This window comes from Flavobacterium sp. (assembly GCF_046293665.1).
Taxonomy (GTDB): domain Bacteria; phylum Bacteroidota; class Bacteroidia; order Flavobacteriales; family Flavobacteriaceae; genus Flavobacterium.
Genome location: NZ_JBKBOL010000004.1, coordinates 121,789 through 138,086, shown reverse-complemented (window position 1 = coordinate 138,086; position 16,298 = coordinate 121,789). Strand labels below are relative to the sequence as shown.

At 35.8% G+C, this 16,298-nt stretch carries 11 protein-coding genes; 2 read left to right on the top strand and 9 right to left on the bottom strand.

Annotated features, from left to right (window positions below; genetic code table 11):
* Positions 1-32: 32 nt before the first annotated feature.
* Positions 33-2,231, top strand: a complete 2,199-nt coding sequence (gene katG / locus ACK4R1_RS08265; RefSeq protein WP_409685708.1) for a catalase/peroxidase HPI — start codon at positions 33-35, stop codon at positions 2,229-2,231.
* A gap of 213 nt (positions 2,232-2,444) precedes the next feature.
* Here the strand turns inward: katG and ACK4R1_RS08260 are convergent, their stop codons facing one another.
* From ACK4R1_RS08260 to ACK4R1_RS08220, 9 genes are all read right to left on the bottom strand, one after another.
* Entirely contained in the window at positions 2,445-2,918 is a 474-nt protein-coding gene (locus ACK4R1_RS08260) for a DUF6624 domain-containing protein (RefSeq protein ID WP_409685705.1), read from the bottom strand.
* 272 nt (positions 2,919-3,190) lie between these two features.
* Positions 3,191-3,601, bottom strand: coding sequence for a hypothetical protein (locus ACK4R1_RS08255; protein WP_409685702.1), 411 nt, complete (start codon positions 3,599-3,601; stop codon positions 3,191-3,193).
* Between the two features lie 207 nt (positions 3,602-3,808).
* Positions 3,809-5,032 carry an intradiol ring-cleavage dioxygenase gene (locus tag ACK4R1_RS08250; protein ID WP_409685699.1) on the bottom strand — a complete coding sequence of 408 codons (1,224 nt, stop codon included), beginning with the start codon at positions 5,030-5,032 and terminating at the stop codon, positions 3,809-3,811.
* An 85-nt stretch (positions 5,033-5,117) separates the two neighbouring features.
* Positions 5,118-5,696, bottom strand: a complete 579-nt coding sequence (locus tag ACK4R1_RS08245; protein ID WP_409685981.1) for a LytTR family DNA-binding domain-containing protein — start codon at positions 5,694-5,696, stop codon at positions 5,118-5,120.
* 442 nt (positions 5,697-6,138) lie between these two features.
* Positions 6,139-6,945 carry an XAC2610-related protein gene (locus ACK4R1_RS08240; RefSeq protein ID WP_409685696.1) on the bottom strand — a complete coding sequence of 269 codons (807 nt, stop codon included), beginning with the start codon at positions 6,943-6,945 and terminating at the stop codon, positions 6,139-6,141.
* Positions 6,946-7,416, bottom strand: a complete 471-nt coding sequence (locus ACK4R1_RS08235; protein WP_409685693.1) for a hypothetical protein — start codon at positions 7,414-7,416, stop codon at positions 6,946-6,948.
* Positions 7,417-7,575: 159 nt separating this feature from the next.
* Positions 7,576-8,682 carry a hypothetical protein gene (locus tag ACK4R1_RS08230; protein WP_409685691.1) on the bottom strand — a complete coding sequence of 369 codons (1,107 nt, stop codon included), beginning with the start codon at positions 8,680-8,682 and terminating at the stop codon, positions 7,576-7,578.
* Positions 8,683-9,124: 442 nt separating this feature from the next.
* On the bottom strand, positions 9,125-10,489 hold the full coding sequence (gene hemN, locus ACK4R1_RS08225; RefSeq protein ID WP_409685688.1) for an oxygen-independent coproporphyrinogen III oxidase: 1,365 nt from the start codon (positions 10,487-10,489) through the stop codon (positions 9,125-9,127).
* A 71-nt stretch (positions 10,490-10,560) separates the two neighbouring features.
* Positions 10,561-12,105: a T9SS type A sorting domain-containing protein gene (locus tag ACK4R1_RS08220; protein WP_409685685.1), complete on the bottom strand. Its 1,545-nt coding sequence runs from the start codon at positions 12,103-12,105 to the stop codon at positions 10,561-10,563.
* A 243-nt stretch (positions 12,106-12,348) separates the two neighbouring features.
* Here ACK4R1_RS08220 and ACK4R1_RS08215 point away from each other — a divergent pair, with 243 nt between their 5' ends.
* A complete protein-coding gene (locus tag ACK4R1_RS08215; protein WP_409685682.1) occupies positions 12,349-16,275 on the top strand; it encodes a choice-of-anchor I family protein in 3,927 nt (1,308 codons plus the stop codon).
* Positions 16,276-16,298 lie beyond the last annotated feature (23 nt).

Below are 16,298 nucleotides of genomic sequence, written 5' to 3'. Positions count from 1 at the left end.
GGCTTATAACAGAACTAAAATTTATTTACAGTATGGAAAATAATCACAATGCCAACGGTGCAGCTAAATGCCCGTTTTCCGGAGCACAAGTCAAACAAGGTACAGAAACTCCAAACAATAGTTTTTGGTGGCCCAATGCGCTGAACTTAGATATTTTGCACCAGCATGACACCAAAACAAATCCTCTGGGAGAAAATTTTAACTATGCGGAAGAATTCAAAAAACTAGACCTTGAAGCTTTAAAAAATGATTTAAAAGCATTAATGACAGATAGCCAAGATTGGTGGCCGGCTGATTGGGGTCATTATGGTGGATTGATGATTCGTATGGCTTGGCATAGTGCCGGAACTTATCGAATAGCCGATGGTCGTGGTGGTAGCGGAACTGGGAACTTGCGTTTTGCACCTTTAAACAGTTGGCCGGATAATGGTAACCTTGATAAAGCTCGAAGATTACTTTGGCCGATCAAGAAAAAATATGGAAACAAAATTTCGTGGGCTGATTTGATGATTTTGGCTGGTAATATGGCTTATGAATCTATGGGCTTCAAAACGTTTGGTTTTGCCGGTGGTCGTGAAGATATTTGGCATCCGGAAAAAGATATCTATTGGGGTTCTGAAAAAGAATGGTTAGCGCCATCAGGGGGAGAAAAAAGTCGTTACTCCGGACAAAGAGATTTAGAGAATCCGCTTGCTGCTGTAATGATGGGGTTAATTTATGTGAATCCGGAAGGAGTAGACGGAAAATCCGATCCTTTGAAAACAGCCAAAGACATGCGCGAAACTTTTTTGAGAATGGCCATGAACGATGAAGAGACAGTTGCATTAACTGCTGGCGGACATACCGTTGGGAAGGCTCACGGAAATGCCGATGCAGGTGCTTTGGGCCCAGAACCTGAAGCTGCCGGTATTGAAACGCAAGGTTTTGGATGGTTGAATCCAAAGGGTTCAGGAAATGGTGAACATACTGTAACCAGTGGTTTAGAAGGTGCGTGGACAACTCATCCGGACAAATGGAATCACACCTATTTTGACATTTTATTGAACCATGATTGGCAATTAACCAAAAGTCCGGCCGGTGCTTCCCAATGGGAACCGGTTTCGATTAAAGAAGAAGACAAACCTTTTGATGCACATGTGAAAGGCGTTCGTAGAAATCCAATGATGACCGATGCTGACATGGCTTTGAAAATGGATCCGGAATACCGTAAAATTTCAGAAAAGTTCCAAAAAGATCCACAAGCTTTTGAAGACGCTTTTGCCAGAGCTTGGTTCAAATTAACCCACCGTGATTTAGGGCCAAGAAGTCGCTATTTAGGAGCCGATGCGCCTAAAGAAGATTTGATTTGGCAAGATCCGGTACCAACAGTAGATTACACACTTTCAGAAACAGAAATCGAAGAATTAAAGTCAAAATTATTGAACAGTGGATTAACGGCTACTGAATTAATCAACACTGCTTGGGATAGTGCAAGAACTTTCAGAGGTTCTGATTTTCGTGGTGGTGCCAATGGAGCTCGAATTCGATTAGCACCTCAAAAAGATTGGGAAGGTAATGAACCGGAGCGTTTGCAAAAGGTATTAGCTAAATTAACTGAAATACAAGCCGGATTGAGCAAAAAAGTATCTTTGGCCGATTTGATTGTTTTAGGTGGAACTGCAGCCGTTGAAAAAGCAGCACACGCTGCCGGAGTAACCGTAAAAGTGCCATTCGCACCAGGTAGAGGAGATGCTACTGCTGAGATGACTGATGCTGAATCATTTGATGTACTAGAGCCATTACACGATGGTTTCAGAAACTGGTTGAAGAAAGACTATACTGTTCAGCCGGAAGAAATGTTGCTCGACAAAGCCCAATTGATGGGATTAACGGCACCCGAAATGACAGCTTTAATTGGCGGAATGCGAGTGTTAGGAACTAATTACGGAGGAACGAAACACGGTGTATTCACCGATAATGTTGGTGTTTTGAGCAATGATTTCTTTGTAAATCTAACCGATATGAATTTCTCATGGCAGCCTACAGGCAAAAACTCCTATAATATAGTAGACAGAAAAACTGGCCAAACTAAATTTACAGCTACTAGAGTAGATTTGGTTTTTGGTTCTAATTCTGTTTTACGCTCTTATGCGGAAGTATATGCACAAGACGACAATAAAGAGAAATTTGTAAAAGACTTTGTGGCTGCTTGGATCAAAGTCATGAACGCTGATCGTTATGATTTAGCGTAAATAGTGATTAAATTGAAAAAGGCAACTCAGCGAGTTGCCTTTTTTTATTTGTCATTTCAACGAAGGAGAAATCACATTATTAGGGTATGCGATTTCTACTTCGTTAAATGATAACCAAATAACCTTTTTGTTTTACAATAATCTACAAATTTCAAGCCTGGTAATTGTAGCAAACGGCTTTTGGTAGCTGCGATTTAGTTTTATGTTGATAAGCTATTTGTTAAATAATTTTAAATAATCTTCAATAGGCTCTAATTCCATTTCGGCTCTTAATTGATTAATTTTTTCTGGTGATTTAAGCTTATATGGAGAATGAACTCCTTTGGAATTCCAAACCATTTGTGTACCATACAATTGAGGCTTATTTTCGTTCTTTTTAACTCGGTCGTATAAATAAGCATAGTTTTGTCGCAATACATTATTTGATTTAAGCTCTTTTTTCATCGCTTTTAGAACTTTTTTTTGAAAATTAATGTCATTATCACCATGTTGAACAATTATCCAAAAGTTTGAAGAAGTTTCTTTACCATTTTCTTTAATTCCGGGATAACCATATTCTTTAAAATATTTCTTTACAACGATTAAATTCTTTTCACATAGTTTATTGAATTCGACTTCCATTGAATCTCCATATTCTTTGCGAATTGCTTTTTTCAAATCATATTCTTGAGCCTTTTGGTCTTTCACACACATCTTTCAACTCCAATTTCATAGCTTCTGTATATGGAATTTTCGACTTACATGAGTAGAAAAAAAATATGAAAATTATTAATATTATATGTCTTGTCATTTATAATCTTTATGGTTTGAGGTTGTTGCTACCGTCTTGCGTCTTGAAATAGTTGTGAAGCCAGCGAACTGATTATTTTCTGTTAAAGAAAAACGTTTTTCGTGAAAAATAAATTTCCTTTTTCCGCTAAACCAACAATTGTTTCAAACGGCTTTTAGCGGTAGTACCGTTATAAATAATTTTCTGCAATCCAATCTCCCAACTTCCACCACAAAAACATGGAAATCATTAAAAGTGAAAACTGCATCACAAATTCTAACCATGTCGCTTCTTTTGCTTCTTCTTTTTCCATCCAATTACTTATTCTACAGCTAAAATACATGTGACGATTGTATTTTTTCAAAGCAATGAAATCGAAAAGTTTGTAAAGAGCTAAATAGCATATAAGTAAGATTGGTCCCAATGCATTTACTTTTTGAAATTTTTCCCAATCAGGTTTAATCTGCAAAACTGAAGCGATTAACATAATAATTGAAATCGCAACTAAAATAAAATGGACTTTATTGTCACGAAGATATTTATGGGTTGGAGAATAAAGAACATTTGCAAACCAAACGCTGAAAAATGAAATAATAAACATAAAAAGATGGATTGGTTCTGAATCTGCGTTCATCTCAATATAAGGGTTTTCAAGGTATTACTGCCAACGCGCCGCAGCTTGAAATAGTTGCGATTCAAACGAATTGCGTATTGTTTGCTAAGATAAAATATTTTCGTAAAGAAAGAAGTTCAATTCAAGAAAAACCAGCAATTGCGCGAAACCGCTGTTATGCCTTCGCCCTTTATTTCATTCGTGTTTTGGTTCGTTCAAGTCAAAATAATTGCCTTTTGTCTTGTCGAGTATTTCTGATAGTAATTTAAAGTTTTGTTCTGTCGGTTTTAGATTTACATATTTGTCAACTATTGTTCTGTGTCTGTATATGATAAAAGTGTTCATTGCATTAGGATTTATTTTGTTAAGGTTTACTTCACTTTCGGTGTCGCTAAATGATGAAACAAAAGTCAAAGCAATTTTTTGAAGTCCTAATTCTATTCCTATTTTTTCTAACTCTGTTTGACGGGTTTGCTCATTGTAGCTTTTTGAATTTCCGTAAACGAAATAGGCTTTCAAGTATTTCTCCCTTTTGATGCTTTCATCATCCAAATATTTGAGCCATTTTTTTATTTCTTCCCATTTGGTATTGTCGCCTACGAAAAATATAATTCCATGATACCTACCATATTTACAAACAGGGCAAGTTCTAGTTCCTTTGTCTGGTCCAAATGCATGAAATGGAATAAATGAAGGTTGGTCTTCACCTACATTTAAACCTGATGGATAATCTTTCTTGTTTTTTGTTGGATAGTTAGGAATATTTAAGCCAAGTATAATGTTGTGTTCAGCAACTTGAATTATACCATCAATCACCACTCTCAATATTTCTGTACCAGCTCGGTCAATTTTTCCGTATTTTTTCTTGTGTTTCAGATATTTTGGGTCATCGTCAAAGTATAAATCAGCAAAATACTCATTCTCTATGTTTTGTTCTTTGATTGAAAGATGTATGTGTGCTGCCATTTCTTCGTCAGGATAGTGAGCAGGTCTTGAGGTCTTTATGGTATAATTTCCATTTTCGTCTGACTTTACCCAACCTCTTAATTTACCGTGTTGTTTTGCCTCTTTTGGTGTTTCATTATTTGATGTATACAAACCATTGTCGTCTGTGTGCCAATAGTAGATGATTACATTAGATGCAGGTTTTTTTCCGTCCGGTTGAAAAACTTTACCCGTCAAAATGAGTTTTTGTTTGCCTTCAGTCCAACCTAAACTTGTATCCTCTGGCAATATTTGTTCGGGCATTCCAACATACATTAATTCACAACCATCACAACCACCCCCAACAATTTTCTTAGTGTTTATTTCAGATACAGGCTGATTTTCGTTTTTAGTGTTTATTTGTCCATTGCAACTTGTAAATAATGATAGAAGCAATAAAAAAAATAACCGAAATATTCTGAATTTGATCTCCATAATTTGAACTTTTAAAATTTAATGTTTCGGCAAAACTATGGACAGAAAAGGAGTCAAAAAAATGGAATGGTCTAAGCCGATGAATTTATATGTTGACCTGTGGACTTTCTTTAAAGTGTTTTTTGAAAGCGGCTACATAAGTTCTACTTAACCTTGTCAATTCCCCGTTTAGCAACTGTAAATCGTAATCACCATTGAGGCGAGATTTGAAAGACCTGACCTTCGAGATGTTAACCACTGTTGATTTATGTACTCGAATAAAGACATTGTTATCTAATACACTACAAATGGATTTCAGTGTCTCGGAATGAAGGTATTGCTTGTTATCGAGATGGATGAGGATGTAAGGTGTTGCAGATGTAATTAGGACGATATCTTCAACACATACAATCGTATTTTCTTTTCCATTATTGATAACAATGGTATCCAATGTAGGTTTAATTTCCTTAATGTTAATGTTTCGTGTAGAGTTTGAAAAATACTTGTAGCCCAAAACAAAGCTTGTATATACGATAACCAATTTATATAGATCGTTTGCCAATGTGTATGAAAAAAATTTGTACAAGTCATACCGTCCTTCATAAAAAAGTACAGAGAAAAACACTCCGACAAAAGGTAAAATAAGAAGATGGATTGCGACGGGAAAAACAATAAAAGTTGTCATTTTGGTATAACTGTTTAACCGCTTATTTTTCAGTATATAGTGCAAAATGACTAATATTGGTATGAACAGAAACCAAACAATTTTAAAGAGAATTGACTCGTTAAGGCTGAAAACAATGCCACTTCTCTTTGTTTCCAATAAATCTTGAAAGATAGTTAGGGCCACAATAACTAAAAATATTAATGAAAGTTGAAAAAGGACTCTGCCTATACTTTTTGGAAAATTCTGCTCGGTTTTTTTGTTTGCAATCGTGTTTACCATACATCGATGTATTTTGATTTTTTCTGCTCTTTTAGGGTGAGACATAACGTGCCTCGGTTGAAATAGTTGCGAAGCCAGCGAACGGATTATTTTTGTTAAAGATAAACGTTTTTCGTGAAAAGTAAATTTCCTTTTTCAGCTAAACCAACAATTGTTTCAAACCGCTATTATAGGCAGTGCTTTATTTTTTATTTCTCTCCAATAAGTATTGACTGTCCTCTTGATTTACTTCATCTCCTTGCCATTCTTCTTTTTTTAATACCACTTTTTTTCTTTCGATAATTTTTTTGCCAATGCTTTTTGTATAAACTATTGTGTCTTGATCTTGGTCTATGTTTTCAAAAAAGGCAATATCTCTTTTGTTTTTTTTCAGATTTGCATAGCCAAAACTATAATTTCTAGCACCCATTTTCCACATATATGAGATTCGGTTTTTTTCTTTGTCATATTCTATATTTGTGCCACTAAATACTTTTGAATATTCAAATTTTTTGTTTTTTGGATTGAAAAGAAAAACTTCATACGTCATATTGCCACCAGCTGCTGCTCTTTCTAGTAGAATTTTGAAATCACAATAACCATCATAGTCAATATCTTCACATTCCAAATTGTATGATTGATGAGTTTTAATATAAACTATGTCATTATTTTTTAGAACATCATTAGAATTGTTAACCTCATTTGTTGTTTCAAATAAAATACTATTAGAAGTGAAAGATTTTAATTTTTGGTTTAGAATAAACATGTTTTGGTCACTTTCTTTTATTGTATACTCCCAATAACATTTTGTGCCATTAACTTCAAAAGGCAATGCCTTAACTAAAAGGATGCTGTCTTTTTTTATTTGAATAGTTTTTATACTTTCCTTTTTAGCTATACTTTTTGAAATTGTATCAATTGTGATTTTCTCTTCAGAAATTTTATTCTTTTGTGAATTGTTACAACTCACAAAAAGAATGATGGCAAGAAAATATGATATATTTCGCATTTAAATTAATTTAAAATAATGACCATTGTAAATCAAGTTAGCTTCTCTGTTACAACCTCCAAAATAATTAGCTAGAATATATACTGTTTTAGCTTCAATACTAATTTTAACAATTACAGGAAAATATACCAATTCAAATGTTCTAAACTTTAGACAATCAACAAATTTTCCAGATTTAGAAATTTTACTATTTTTCAAAAACTTATTTAATCGATTATCTAAATCTTCATTTTGAGATATTTCTTGTTCAGAAAAATTATTAATTATTCTACCAATATTCCAGTTGTCACTATCATTAAATTTTTCAATTAGTTCTTTAGAAACAGCAAATATTTCGTAAGAAGCCTTTTTGGCCTTTTCCCCATTTTTTGTGTAAATGTTCAGCGTCAAAAGTCCTTCGCCACAGACTTGGGAATATCCATTTATGCTAAAATATAAAATTGTGAATATTAATAATGCTTGTTTTTTCATTGCGGTTTTTTTGCATTGGCTATAATATGCCTCGGCTACCCGACTGTAGCGAATCCAGCGAGCTACGTACTTTCAGCTAAGATAAAATATTTTCGTAAAGAAAGAAGTTCAATTCAAGAAAAACCAGCAATTGCGCGAAACCGCTGTTAGGAGCAGTTTTTATACACTAATGTGAGATTTAATATTTTTGTAAAAATTATATATTTCAGTTTTCTCGGCACCGTTTAGTTGGTCATTATTTAAAATGGTTGACATTTCTTGTAGTTTTTTAAAACAGAATGAATTCAACTCTCTTATTGATTGAACCTTTGAAGTACTGATGTCTTTTGATTTAATTCTATATTCGTCAGGAAATAGTTCTTTGTCTATTTTTGATAATTTTACTTCTTCTAATTGAATATTAGCTTGCTTTTTTTCAAAATCCAATTTTATGTCTTCAAAGAGTTGTGAATTGTAATTAATCCAATCAGAAATGTAAAAGCCATAATAATTTTGTTGCAAGCGAATTTTTATTTCTTCATCGCTCAAACCCCTAACATTGATTTCGTATTCTAAATTTTCTAAGGATTGTGTAAAATTGTCAGACTCTCTTAACTCTAAAATTTCTAATAATATACAAGGTAAGGCGTAGAAAAATACACCAAAAAGAAATACATTTATTTTAGCAATATTGGTTTGGAAATTAAATAAGGTATAAGCAGAAAAAATGATAAAAAATAAGCTAATTAAATAAACGATGATTGACCATTTGTCACGGTCATTAGTTCTCTCACCTGTACCATCAAATATTTCTAAATAAGAATTTTTAGAGTTTTTTTCGGAGTTTAAAAGACCGAAAATTAAAATTAAAAATATTAATAGAATTATTGACATCGTGATAAAATAACCGTTTTCGATGTTATTATGATAATTCCTAATTGAGACTACTATTGTAGAGACTGATGGAATTAATAATAAACTATAAAGCAAAACTTCATCTAATAAATGGATGCTATTTGAATTTAAAAAAATGCGTAGGTTAGAAACATGATTTGATGTTTGCATGTAAACCATTCTTATTATCACAAATCCTAAAATAAAATTAAATGTACAAACTAGTAAAGGTAATATCTCCCAAAATGATTTTCTAAAAGGAATGAGCGGATAAAATTCAAAAATCTTATATAAAACTATAATAACAATTGAGTATAAAACATAAGAAGTCATCCCAGATTCTCTCTTCCGTTGAAGATTCCGGTCATTGAGTTTACTCACATAATTTTTCATACAGTCTTGTTTAAAATTGCTCCTAACTAGTTCATATATATTACAAAACCATACTTCAACCCATTTTCTCACAGTATAAGTAGTAAAGTTGTAATTCTTTCATTCAAATATAAATATTCCCTTTCAAACTTCAACCCATTGGTAGCAAAAAAGCGTCTTCCTCTTGCTTTTTAGTGTTTTTATCGTTTTTATCCTTTCCGCCCTATTGACGAGGCTTTCCGAGCGCGGAAAGAAGCAAGAAGGTGGCGGAAAGAGGTAAGAAGGCAACGGAAAGAGTTAAGAATGCGGCGGAAAAGAGTAAGAAGGTAGCGGAAATAGTTAATAAGGTAGCGGAAATAGATAATAAGTTAACGGAACTTGGTAAAAAGGAGATGGAAAGAAATAATAAGGTCGCGAACATTGTAAAACCGGGAAAGACTTATTAATAAACAAACCAATACAGCTAAACCGTCATCGAAAACAACTGTGTTTGTGGTGTTCTGCGTTTCAATCGCAAGTCAAAAGCCATGCAGATATTGCGCACAAAGGGTTTGCCTTTTTCGGTTACAACCAAACGGTTGGGTTCTATTATCAGCAATCCGTCGATTTCCATTTCGTGGAGTTGTGCTAAAACTTCGGGAAGTTCATCAAAATACAGCGTATCATCTTCCCAAGAGGTATTAAATTGGCACATTAAATTCAGGATGTGTTTGCGAATGATTAAGTCTTCCTCAGTTAAAACATGGCCTCGATAAACCGGCAATTCATTGTTGGCCAATCGGGCGTAATAGGTTTCGAGTTCTTTTTCGTTTTGGGCAAAAGCATACCAACTATCGCTAATAGATGAAACACCTAAGCCAATCATCAATTGGGTTTTTGAAGCTGTATAGCCCATAAAATTGCGGTGAAGTTTTCCGGCTCTGAACGCTTTATACATCGCATCGTCTTCCAAAGCAAAGTGATCCATCCCAATTTCATGATAGCCTTTTTTAGATAAAAGCATTTTGCCTATTTCATAAAGTTGGCGTTTTTCATCATCTTTCGGCACATCTTCGTCTTTAAAACCTCGTTGGCCATTGCCTTTAATCCAAGGCACGTGAGCGTAACTGTAAAAAGCCAATCGGTTTGGCGAAAGCGAATTGGTTTTTTCAATAGTGTCAATCACATTTTCCAAGGTTTGAAACGGCAGTCCAAAAACCAAATCATGCGAAATGGAGGTGTAACCTATTTCTTTGGCCCAAAAAGTGACTTTGGCTACATTGTGAAAAGGTTGCATTCTGTGGATAGCGTTTTGTACTTTTTCATTATAGTCTTGCACACCAAAACTTACTCGGCGAAAGCCTAAATCGTAGAGTTTTTGTAAATGTTGACGAGTCGTATTGTTCGGATGTCCTTCAAAACTAAATTCATATTCAGCTGCTTTTTTAGCTTTGCTCAGAATTCCGCTAATTAATCGTTCCAAGTTTTCAGCCGAAAAAAACGTTGGTGTTCCGCCGCCCAAATGAATCTCTTTGATGATTGGTTTTGTTGTAAATAAATTACAGTACAAATCCCATTCTTTCAGTACAGCCTCTATATAAGGATGTTCTACCTCGTGGCGTTTGGTAATTCGTTTGTGACATCCACAAAACGTACACAAGCTTTCGCAAAAAGGCAAATGAATGTATAAACTTATACCTTCAGCTACATTACTTTCCTTAAAGCTTTTGAGGAAAGTTTCTTTCCATTTTTCAGTTGAAAAGGAATCTTCATCCCAATAAGGAACTGTCGGATAACTGGTGTATCTTGGACCGGGAACGTTATATTTTTGGACTATTGAAAATGACATACCACTATTTTACAAGGACAAAAGTAAATAGTGTTTCCGAAAACAAAAATGACAATTGTCATGTCGACCAATTATTCCTTAATTAACTTAATTACCTGCTGGTTAAGTTTAAGAAAATAAGTTCCGGTGGAAATATCTGTTAAGTCTACGGTTGTTTCGGCAGTTTCGATTTCAAAACTTTTTAAGCGTTGTCCCAAAATAGAGTACAATTCAGCTTTGCCACGATAACCAATAGAAGAAAGTGTCAGATAATCTTTGGTCGGATTAGGATAAACTTTGATAGATAGCAATTCGTTTGTTGGAACGTCTAAAGCTGTCTGATTCAATTTGGCCAAAAATGGATAATACTGAAAATCATCGGTTCCGACTTGTAAATTATCAAAAGTGATTACATCATTTGCCATTCCGGAAACCACAACACTTCCATCGGGTAAAATGCTAATACCATCGGTTCGGTCTTCAGAATTGCCACCGGCGGTTTTGGCCCAAAGCACGTTTCCTTGTGGGGAATATTTTAAGAGTAAAACATCGCTGTTGAAACCAACTTGGGTTTGTGAACTTACATTGGCATTCCATTGAATAGTGCCTTGAGTTTTGCCTGTAACATAAATATTCCCTTGATTGTCGAGAGTTAAGAAATTGCGTTGGCCCATTTCAGCGCCGCCGCTACCCGGAACTTCTCTAACCCATTGTACAGTTCCGCTCGAATTGAATTTAGACAAAAAGAAATCGTAGTTGCCCATCGGACCTTCGCAAGTGATGTCACCAATGGCAAAACTGTCAAATAAATGAGAACTGAAATACACTTCGTTAGGTGTGCGGGCAATGACCATAGGTTCCGGACAAGTAATGTCTTCTACATAATGCATCCATTGCATTTGTCCGGCCGGATTGTATTTGACCACATAAACATTGTATAAAAAAGGCGCGGGCATTGCAGTTCCATTAAAATCAGCATTTATTTCGGCACAGGAACCGGCAGCATAAATATTACCTTCAGTATCAACACTCACGGCACTGATGAGTTTGACTTGGGTTTGTGTGATTAATTGGAGTGAATTGCCATTAGGATCTAATTTTTCGATAAACGAATTTTGATAGTCATCATAACCAATGAAAACATTTTGTTGACTATCAATGGCAATCGCTGTAAAATGTTGGGTAAAATCGCCCGGAATCACTTTGTGCCAAAGCAAGTCACCATTGGCATTGAATTTTAATAACAGCGGATTTACACCAGATAAAAAGGTAGTCAAACTAAAATCACCAATGCTAATGTTAGTCAGATAACCCACAGCCATATAAAGATTACCGGCAGTATCGGTAGCTAATTTATAGGCGTGTACATTGCCGTTAATGTTTTTATTGAAAACCAAAGTGCCGTTAGCATCATATTTAAGTAATGCAAGATTTCCAAAAATGTCTGTGTATGGTGTAGTACTGTCTTTAAATCCGCAGATATAAGTATTACCTTGTTGGTCCGAAGCCGTCGGGTAACTGATCATTGCCGGATTTGAAGTGAATGTAATACTTGGCGTTCGCAGCCATTCAAAAGTTTGCGCTTGCACTCCAAGTTGGAACAGCAATAGCATAGTGAGGAAATAATTCTTTTTCATGATTTTATTCTTTTTGATTGATGATTCAAAGATACTGAAAACTAAAAAGGGTTGGCTATTTTGTAGGTTGACTTGAGGTAAACACATCGTTCTTCGTGTATGTAAATTTAATTTAAACAGACTTGCCAATCGCTAACAATTTAGCCACATTAAATACTTCATAGTTAATAAATCAATGACTTTAAGTTAATCATGGTGTAAAGCCAATAGCGGTATTTTGTGACAAATTAAAACAACAACACTATGTCGAAAAATTACACAGCAAAAAGCCTGTTACTTATCTTAATGATGGCTTTTTCCTCTACTTCTTGGGGACAAACTCTGGTTCACTATTGGAACTTTAATGACAACACTTCAGTGGCTGCAATCACAACACCAACTTCTACACTTGGTGGTGCAACACTAACTGCAATTCCCGGAGGCATTAGCGTCATCGATTTTGCCGGAGGAACCGGTCAAAACTTTAATGTTTTAAATTTGAATGCTCGCAACAGCGATGTTTCAGGAACACATTTGCGTTTTAATGATCCCATTGGTGGTGCTTTAGAATTTGCTTTACCAACAAGCGGTTACGAAAATATTATCGTAAAATTTGCTACTCGCCGTTCTGCTCAGGGTGCCGGTACTCAAACTTGGTCATACTCTTTAGACGGAACCAACTATGTAGCGTTTACAACCGTGATTCCTAACAATGGTGATCCGGCGTTGGCTACTTTAGATTTTTCGACTGTTTCCGGAGCAAACAACAACCCAAATTTTAAGTTGAAAGTCGAGTTCTCCCAAGGAACAGGCGGAACTGGTGGTAACAATCGTTTTGATAATTTTACCGTAGAAGGTTCGTCTCTTGGTGGCGGAGATACAACAGCGCCAATGGCCGCTTTTCTTCCAACGAATACCACAACTAATGTGGCAATCAATGTTAATCCAACTATAACTTTTAATGAAGATGTTCGTTTACTGGATGATTCCGCTATCAATGATACTAATGTTGATGCTTTAGTTGAATTGCGTTTGAACAATGCTAGCGGAGCTTTGGTTCCTTTTGATGCTACATTCTCAGGAAATACCATTACGATAAATCCAACTTCAGATTTAGCGAACAACCAAGTGTATTATGTTGCTTTGTTACCTAATGTAGTAGAAGATTTGAGCAATAATGCCATAGTAACTTCTCCATCAGCATCTTTTACAACTATTGCTTTGCAAACGCAATTTGCCGCTGGTGACATTGCTTTTGTTGCTTACCGAATGAACGCAACCGCTACCGAAGATGAAGTGGCTTTTATCACTTTCGTGGATATTGTTGCAGGTACTTTTATCAACTTTACGGATTCAAAATACACTACAAATTCACCGGCGCAATGTGCTAATGGAATTGTTTGGACAGCAACACAATGCATTCCGGCCGGTTCAGTGGTGACTATTCAAACTTCTGCATTACTTTCAAATAACGGAACAGTAACCGGTTCAGGCTTTGGACTGAGTTCAGGTGGCGATCAAGTAATTGCTTATACAGGTTCTAATACAAATCCGAATTATATCACTGCTTTAACCTCTAACGGATGGGTTACTGAAAACATTTCATGTGGTGGAAGTTTGTCTATTTTACCAACTGGTTTAGCCGATGGAATTTCATCTTTAAACACGTCAACTTCTCCCGGGAATGTGGCCGGAAATACAGTCAATGCTTTTTACAGCGGAACCCAAACCGGAACTCCGGCTGCTTTAAGAACATCGATTTTAAATCCTGCCAACTGGACAGGTGTTGCCGGTGGAACTGCCGCTCAAACTTGGCCAACTTGGAATTTCCCAAGTTCGTTGCAAGTGCAGAGTGTATCAGTAGTAAATAACAATACTATTCAAGTTACTTTCAATAATAATTTAGACGTGACTTCGGCTTCTAATGTTTCTAATTATACCGGAGTACCTAATTTGACTTCTGTAACCGTTTTAAATAATGTTGCCACTTTGAATTATTCAGTAGGTTTTGCATCGGCAACTAACTATACTTTAGTAATTAGCAATGTTCAAGATACTAACAATGCTTTGATGTCTTGTCCATTCTCTTATGCATTTTCTTATAACACTTCAGTAAGTTTGGCTTCCAATTTTATTACGGTAAATGAAGCAGCAGGCACTTTGTCTTTTGTAATTAATTTGTCAAGTCCGGCAACGAGTTCAGTAGATTTAGTGGTAAAAGGAACGCCTTTCAGCACAGCTGATTCTAATGATTTTACTTTGGCCACACAAACCTTAAACTTTACCGGTTCAAGTGCTTTGACACAAACCATCACGATTCCGATTATTGATGATGTTTTAGAAGAGCAACAAGCGGAATACTTTGTGTTGAGTTTAGAAAATGCGGTTGGTTTAACAATTTCAGGAAACACATTTGCCACAATTTACATCATTGATAATGATAGAGTAGCCAAAGTGCCGAGCAACCAAATCGAATTGAATTACATAGGAAGTTTTGATCCATCAGGAAGTAATTCGAGTACTTGCGAAATCGTAGTACATGACCCAACTTCTCAACGTTTGTTTACCACAAGTGCTGTGGCCGGCTTTTTAGATATCATCAATTTCACCGATCCAACCACACCATCTGTTATCAACTCAATAGACATGAATCCTTACGGTGGCGTAACTTCGGTTGCGGTTAAAAACGGAGTAGTAGCGGTGGCTTCCCCAAATGCTGATGAAACCTTAAATGGTTCAGTAGTGTTTTTTGATACTAATGGAACTTTCTTAAAGCAAGTAACTGTTGGTGCTTTGCCAGATATGATTACTTTCACTCCTGATGGCACCAAAGTAATGACTGCCAATGAAGGGCAACCTAACGCGAATTATTCTATCGATCCTGAAGGTTCGGTGAGTATTATTGATATTTCAGGCGGAATTCCTGCTTTGACACAAGCTAACGTAACGACTTTGTTATTCACCGCTTACAATTCACAAGAAGCAGCTTTAATCGCTTCAGGCGTTAGAAAATTAAAATTGACCAGCACGATGTCGCAAGATTTCGAACCGGAATACATCACAGTAAGTGCTGATTCTCAAAAGGCTTGGGTGACTTTACAAGAAAATAATGCTATTGCCGAAATCAATTTGGCTACCAATGCCATAACCGATATTTGGGCTTTAGGAGCAAAAGATGTTAGCACGCCAGGAAACGGAATGGACATCTCTGATAACAACAATCAAGTCCTTATTGCCAACTGGCCAATTCAAGCGTTTTACATGCCTGATGCTGTTGCCAATTACAATGTAGGCGGTACCAATTATATCGTAACCGCTAATGAAGGTGACGAAAAAGAATACACCGGATTTGTGGAAAGAACTACGGTTGGAGCAGCTTCATATTTATTAGACGCTACCAATTTTCCACATGCAAGTGTGTTGAAACAGTCTTATAATATGGGTCGTTTCAGGGTTTCTAACTTAAGCGGAAATACAGATGCCGATCCTGAATTTGAAATAATCAATGCTGTTGGATCACGTTCGTTCTCTATATTTAATGCAACAACCAAACAGTTAGTTTATGACAGTGGTGATGATTTTGAAATGTACACAGCAGCCAATTTGCCAACACTTTTCAATGCAGATCATGAAGACAATACTCCAAAAGGAAGAAGTCGTGCTAAAGGTCCGGAACCTGAAGGTGTAACGGTTGCCCAAATTGGTTCAGAAACCTTTGCTTTTGTTTCTTTAGAAAGAGTAGGAGGCGTTATGGTTTATAACATTACAAATCCAAACAATGCTATTTTTGTAGATTATAAAAACAGCAGAAGTACTTCGGATTACAGTGGAGATCACGGACCGGAAGGCATAACTTACATAGCTCCGGAAAACAGTCCGACAGGTATGCCTTATATTTTAGTAGCCAATGAAATCAGTGGTACGATTACCATTTTTGAAGTGGACACCAATGATTTGTCAACTCCTGATTTTAGTGGTAATGTGCCAACATTTGCAATATTCCCTAATCCTTCTGTTGATAATGGGTTGGTGTATTTTAACCGAACTGCTGATATTGAAGTGTATGATATTTCCGGAAAAATAATTTTATCGCAAAAAGAAGCTCAAACCATTGACACTAGAGGTTTCAGTGCAGGAATCTATATTGTTAAAACTGGTGAAGGCATCGCAAAACGATTGATTATTAAATAAATTGGGTTAGTTATCAATTTGTG

Excerpts from the sequence above, each read along its gene's own strand:
- ACK4R1_RS08240 (WP_409685696.1), bottom strand. The coding sequence starts at position 6,945 with ATGCGAAATATATCATATTTTCTTGCCATCATTCTTTTTGTGAGTTGT.
- ACK4R1_RS08220 (WP_409685685.1), bottom strand. The coding sequence starts at position 12,105 with ATGAAAAAGAATTATTTCCTCACTATGCTATTGCTGTTCCAACTTGGA.
- hemN (WP_409685688.1), bottom strand. The coding sequence starts at position 10,489 with ATGTCATTTTCAATAGTCCAAAAATATAACGTTCCCGGTCCAAGATAC.
- ACK4R1_RS08215 (WP_409685682.1), top strand. The coding sequence starts at position 12,349 with ATGTCGAAAAATTACACAGCAAAAAGCCTGTTACTTATCTTAATGATG.
- ACK4R1_RS08250 (WP_409685699.1), bottom strand. The coding sequence starts at position 5,032 with ATGGAGATCAAATTCAGAATATTTCGGTTATTTTTTTTATTGCTTCTA.
- ACK4R1_RS08255 (WP_409685702.1), bottom strand. The coding sequence starts at position 3,601 with ATGTTTATTATTTCATTTTTCAGCGTTTGGTTTGCAAATGTTCTTTAT.
- ACK4R1_RS08235 (WP_409685693.1), bottom strand. The coding sequence starts at position 7,416 with ATGAAAAAACAAGCATTATTAATATTCACAATTTTATATTTTAGCATA.
- ACK4R1_RS08230 (WP_409685691.1), bottom strand. The coding sequence starts at position 8,682 with ATGAAAAATTATGTGAGTAAACTCAATGACCGGAATCTTCAACGGAAG.
- ACK4R1_RS08245 (WP_409685981.1), bottom strand. The coding sequence starts at position 5,696 with ATGACAACTTTTATTGTTTTTCCCGTCGCAATCCATCTTCTTATTTTA.
- katG (WP_409685708.1), top strand. The coding sequence starts at position 33 with ATGGAAAATAATCACAATGCCAACGGTGCAGCTAAATGCCCGTTTTCC.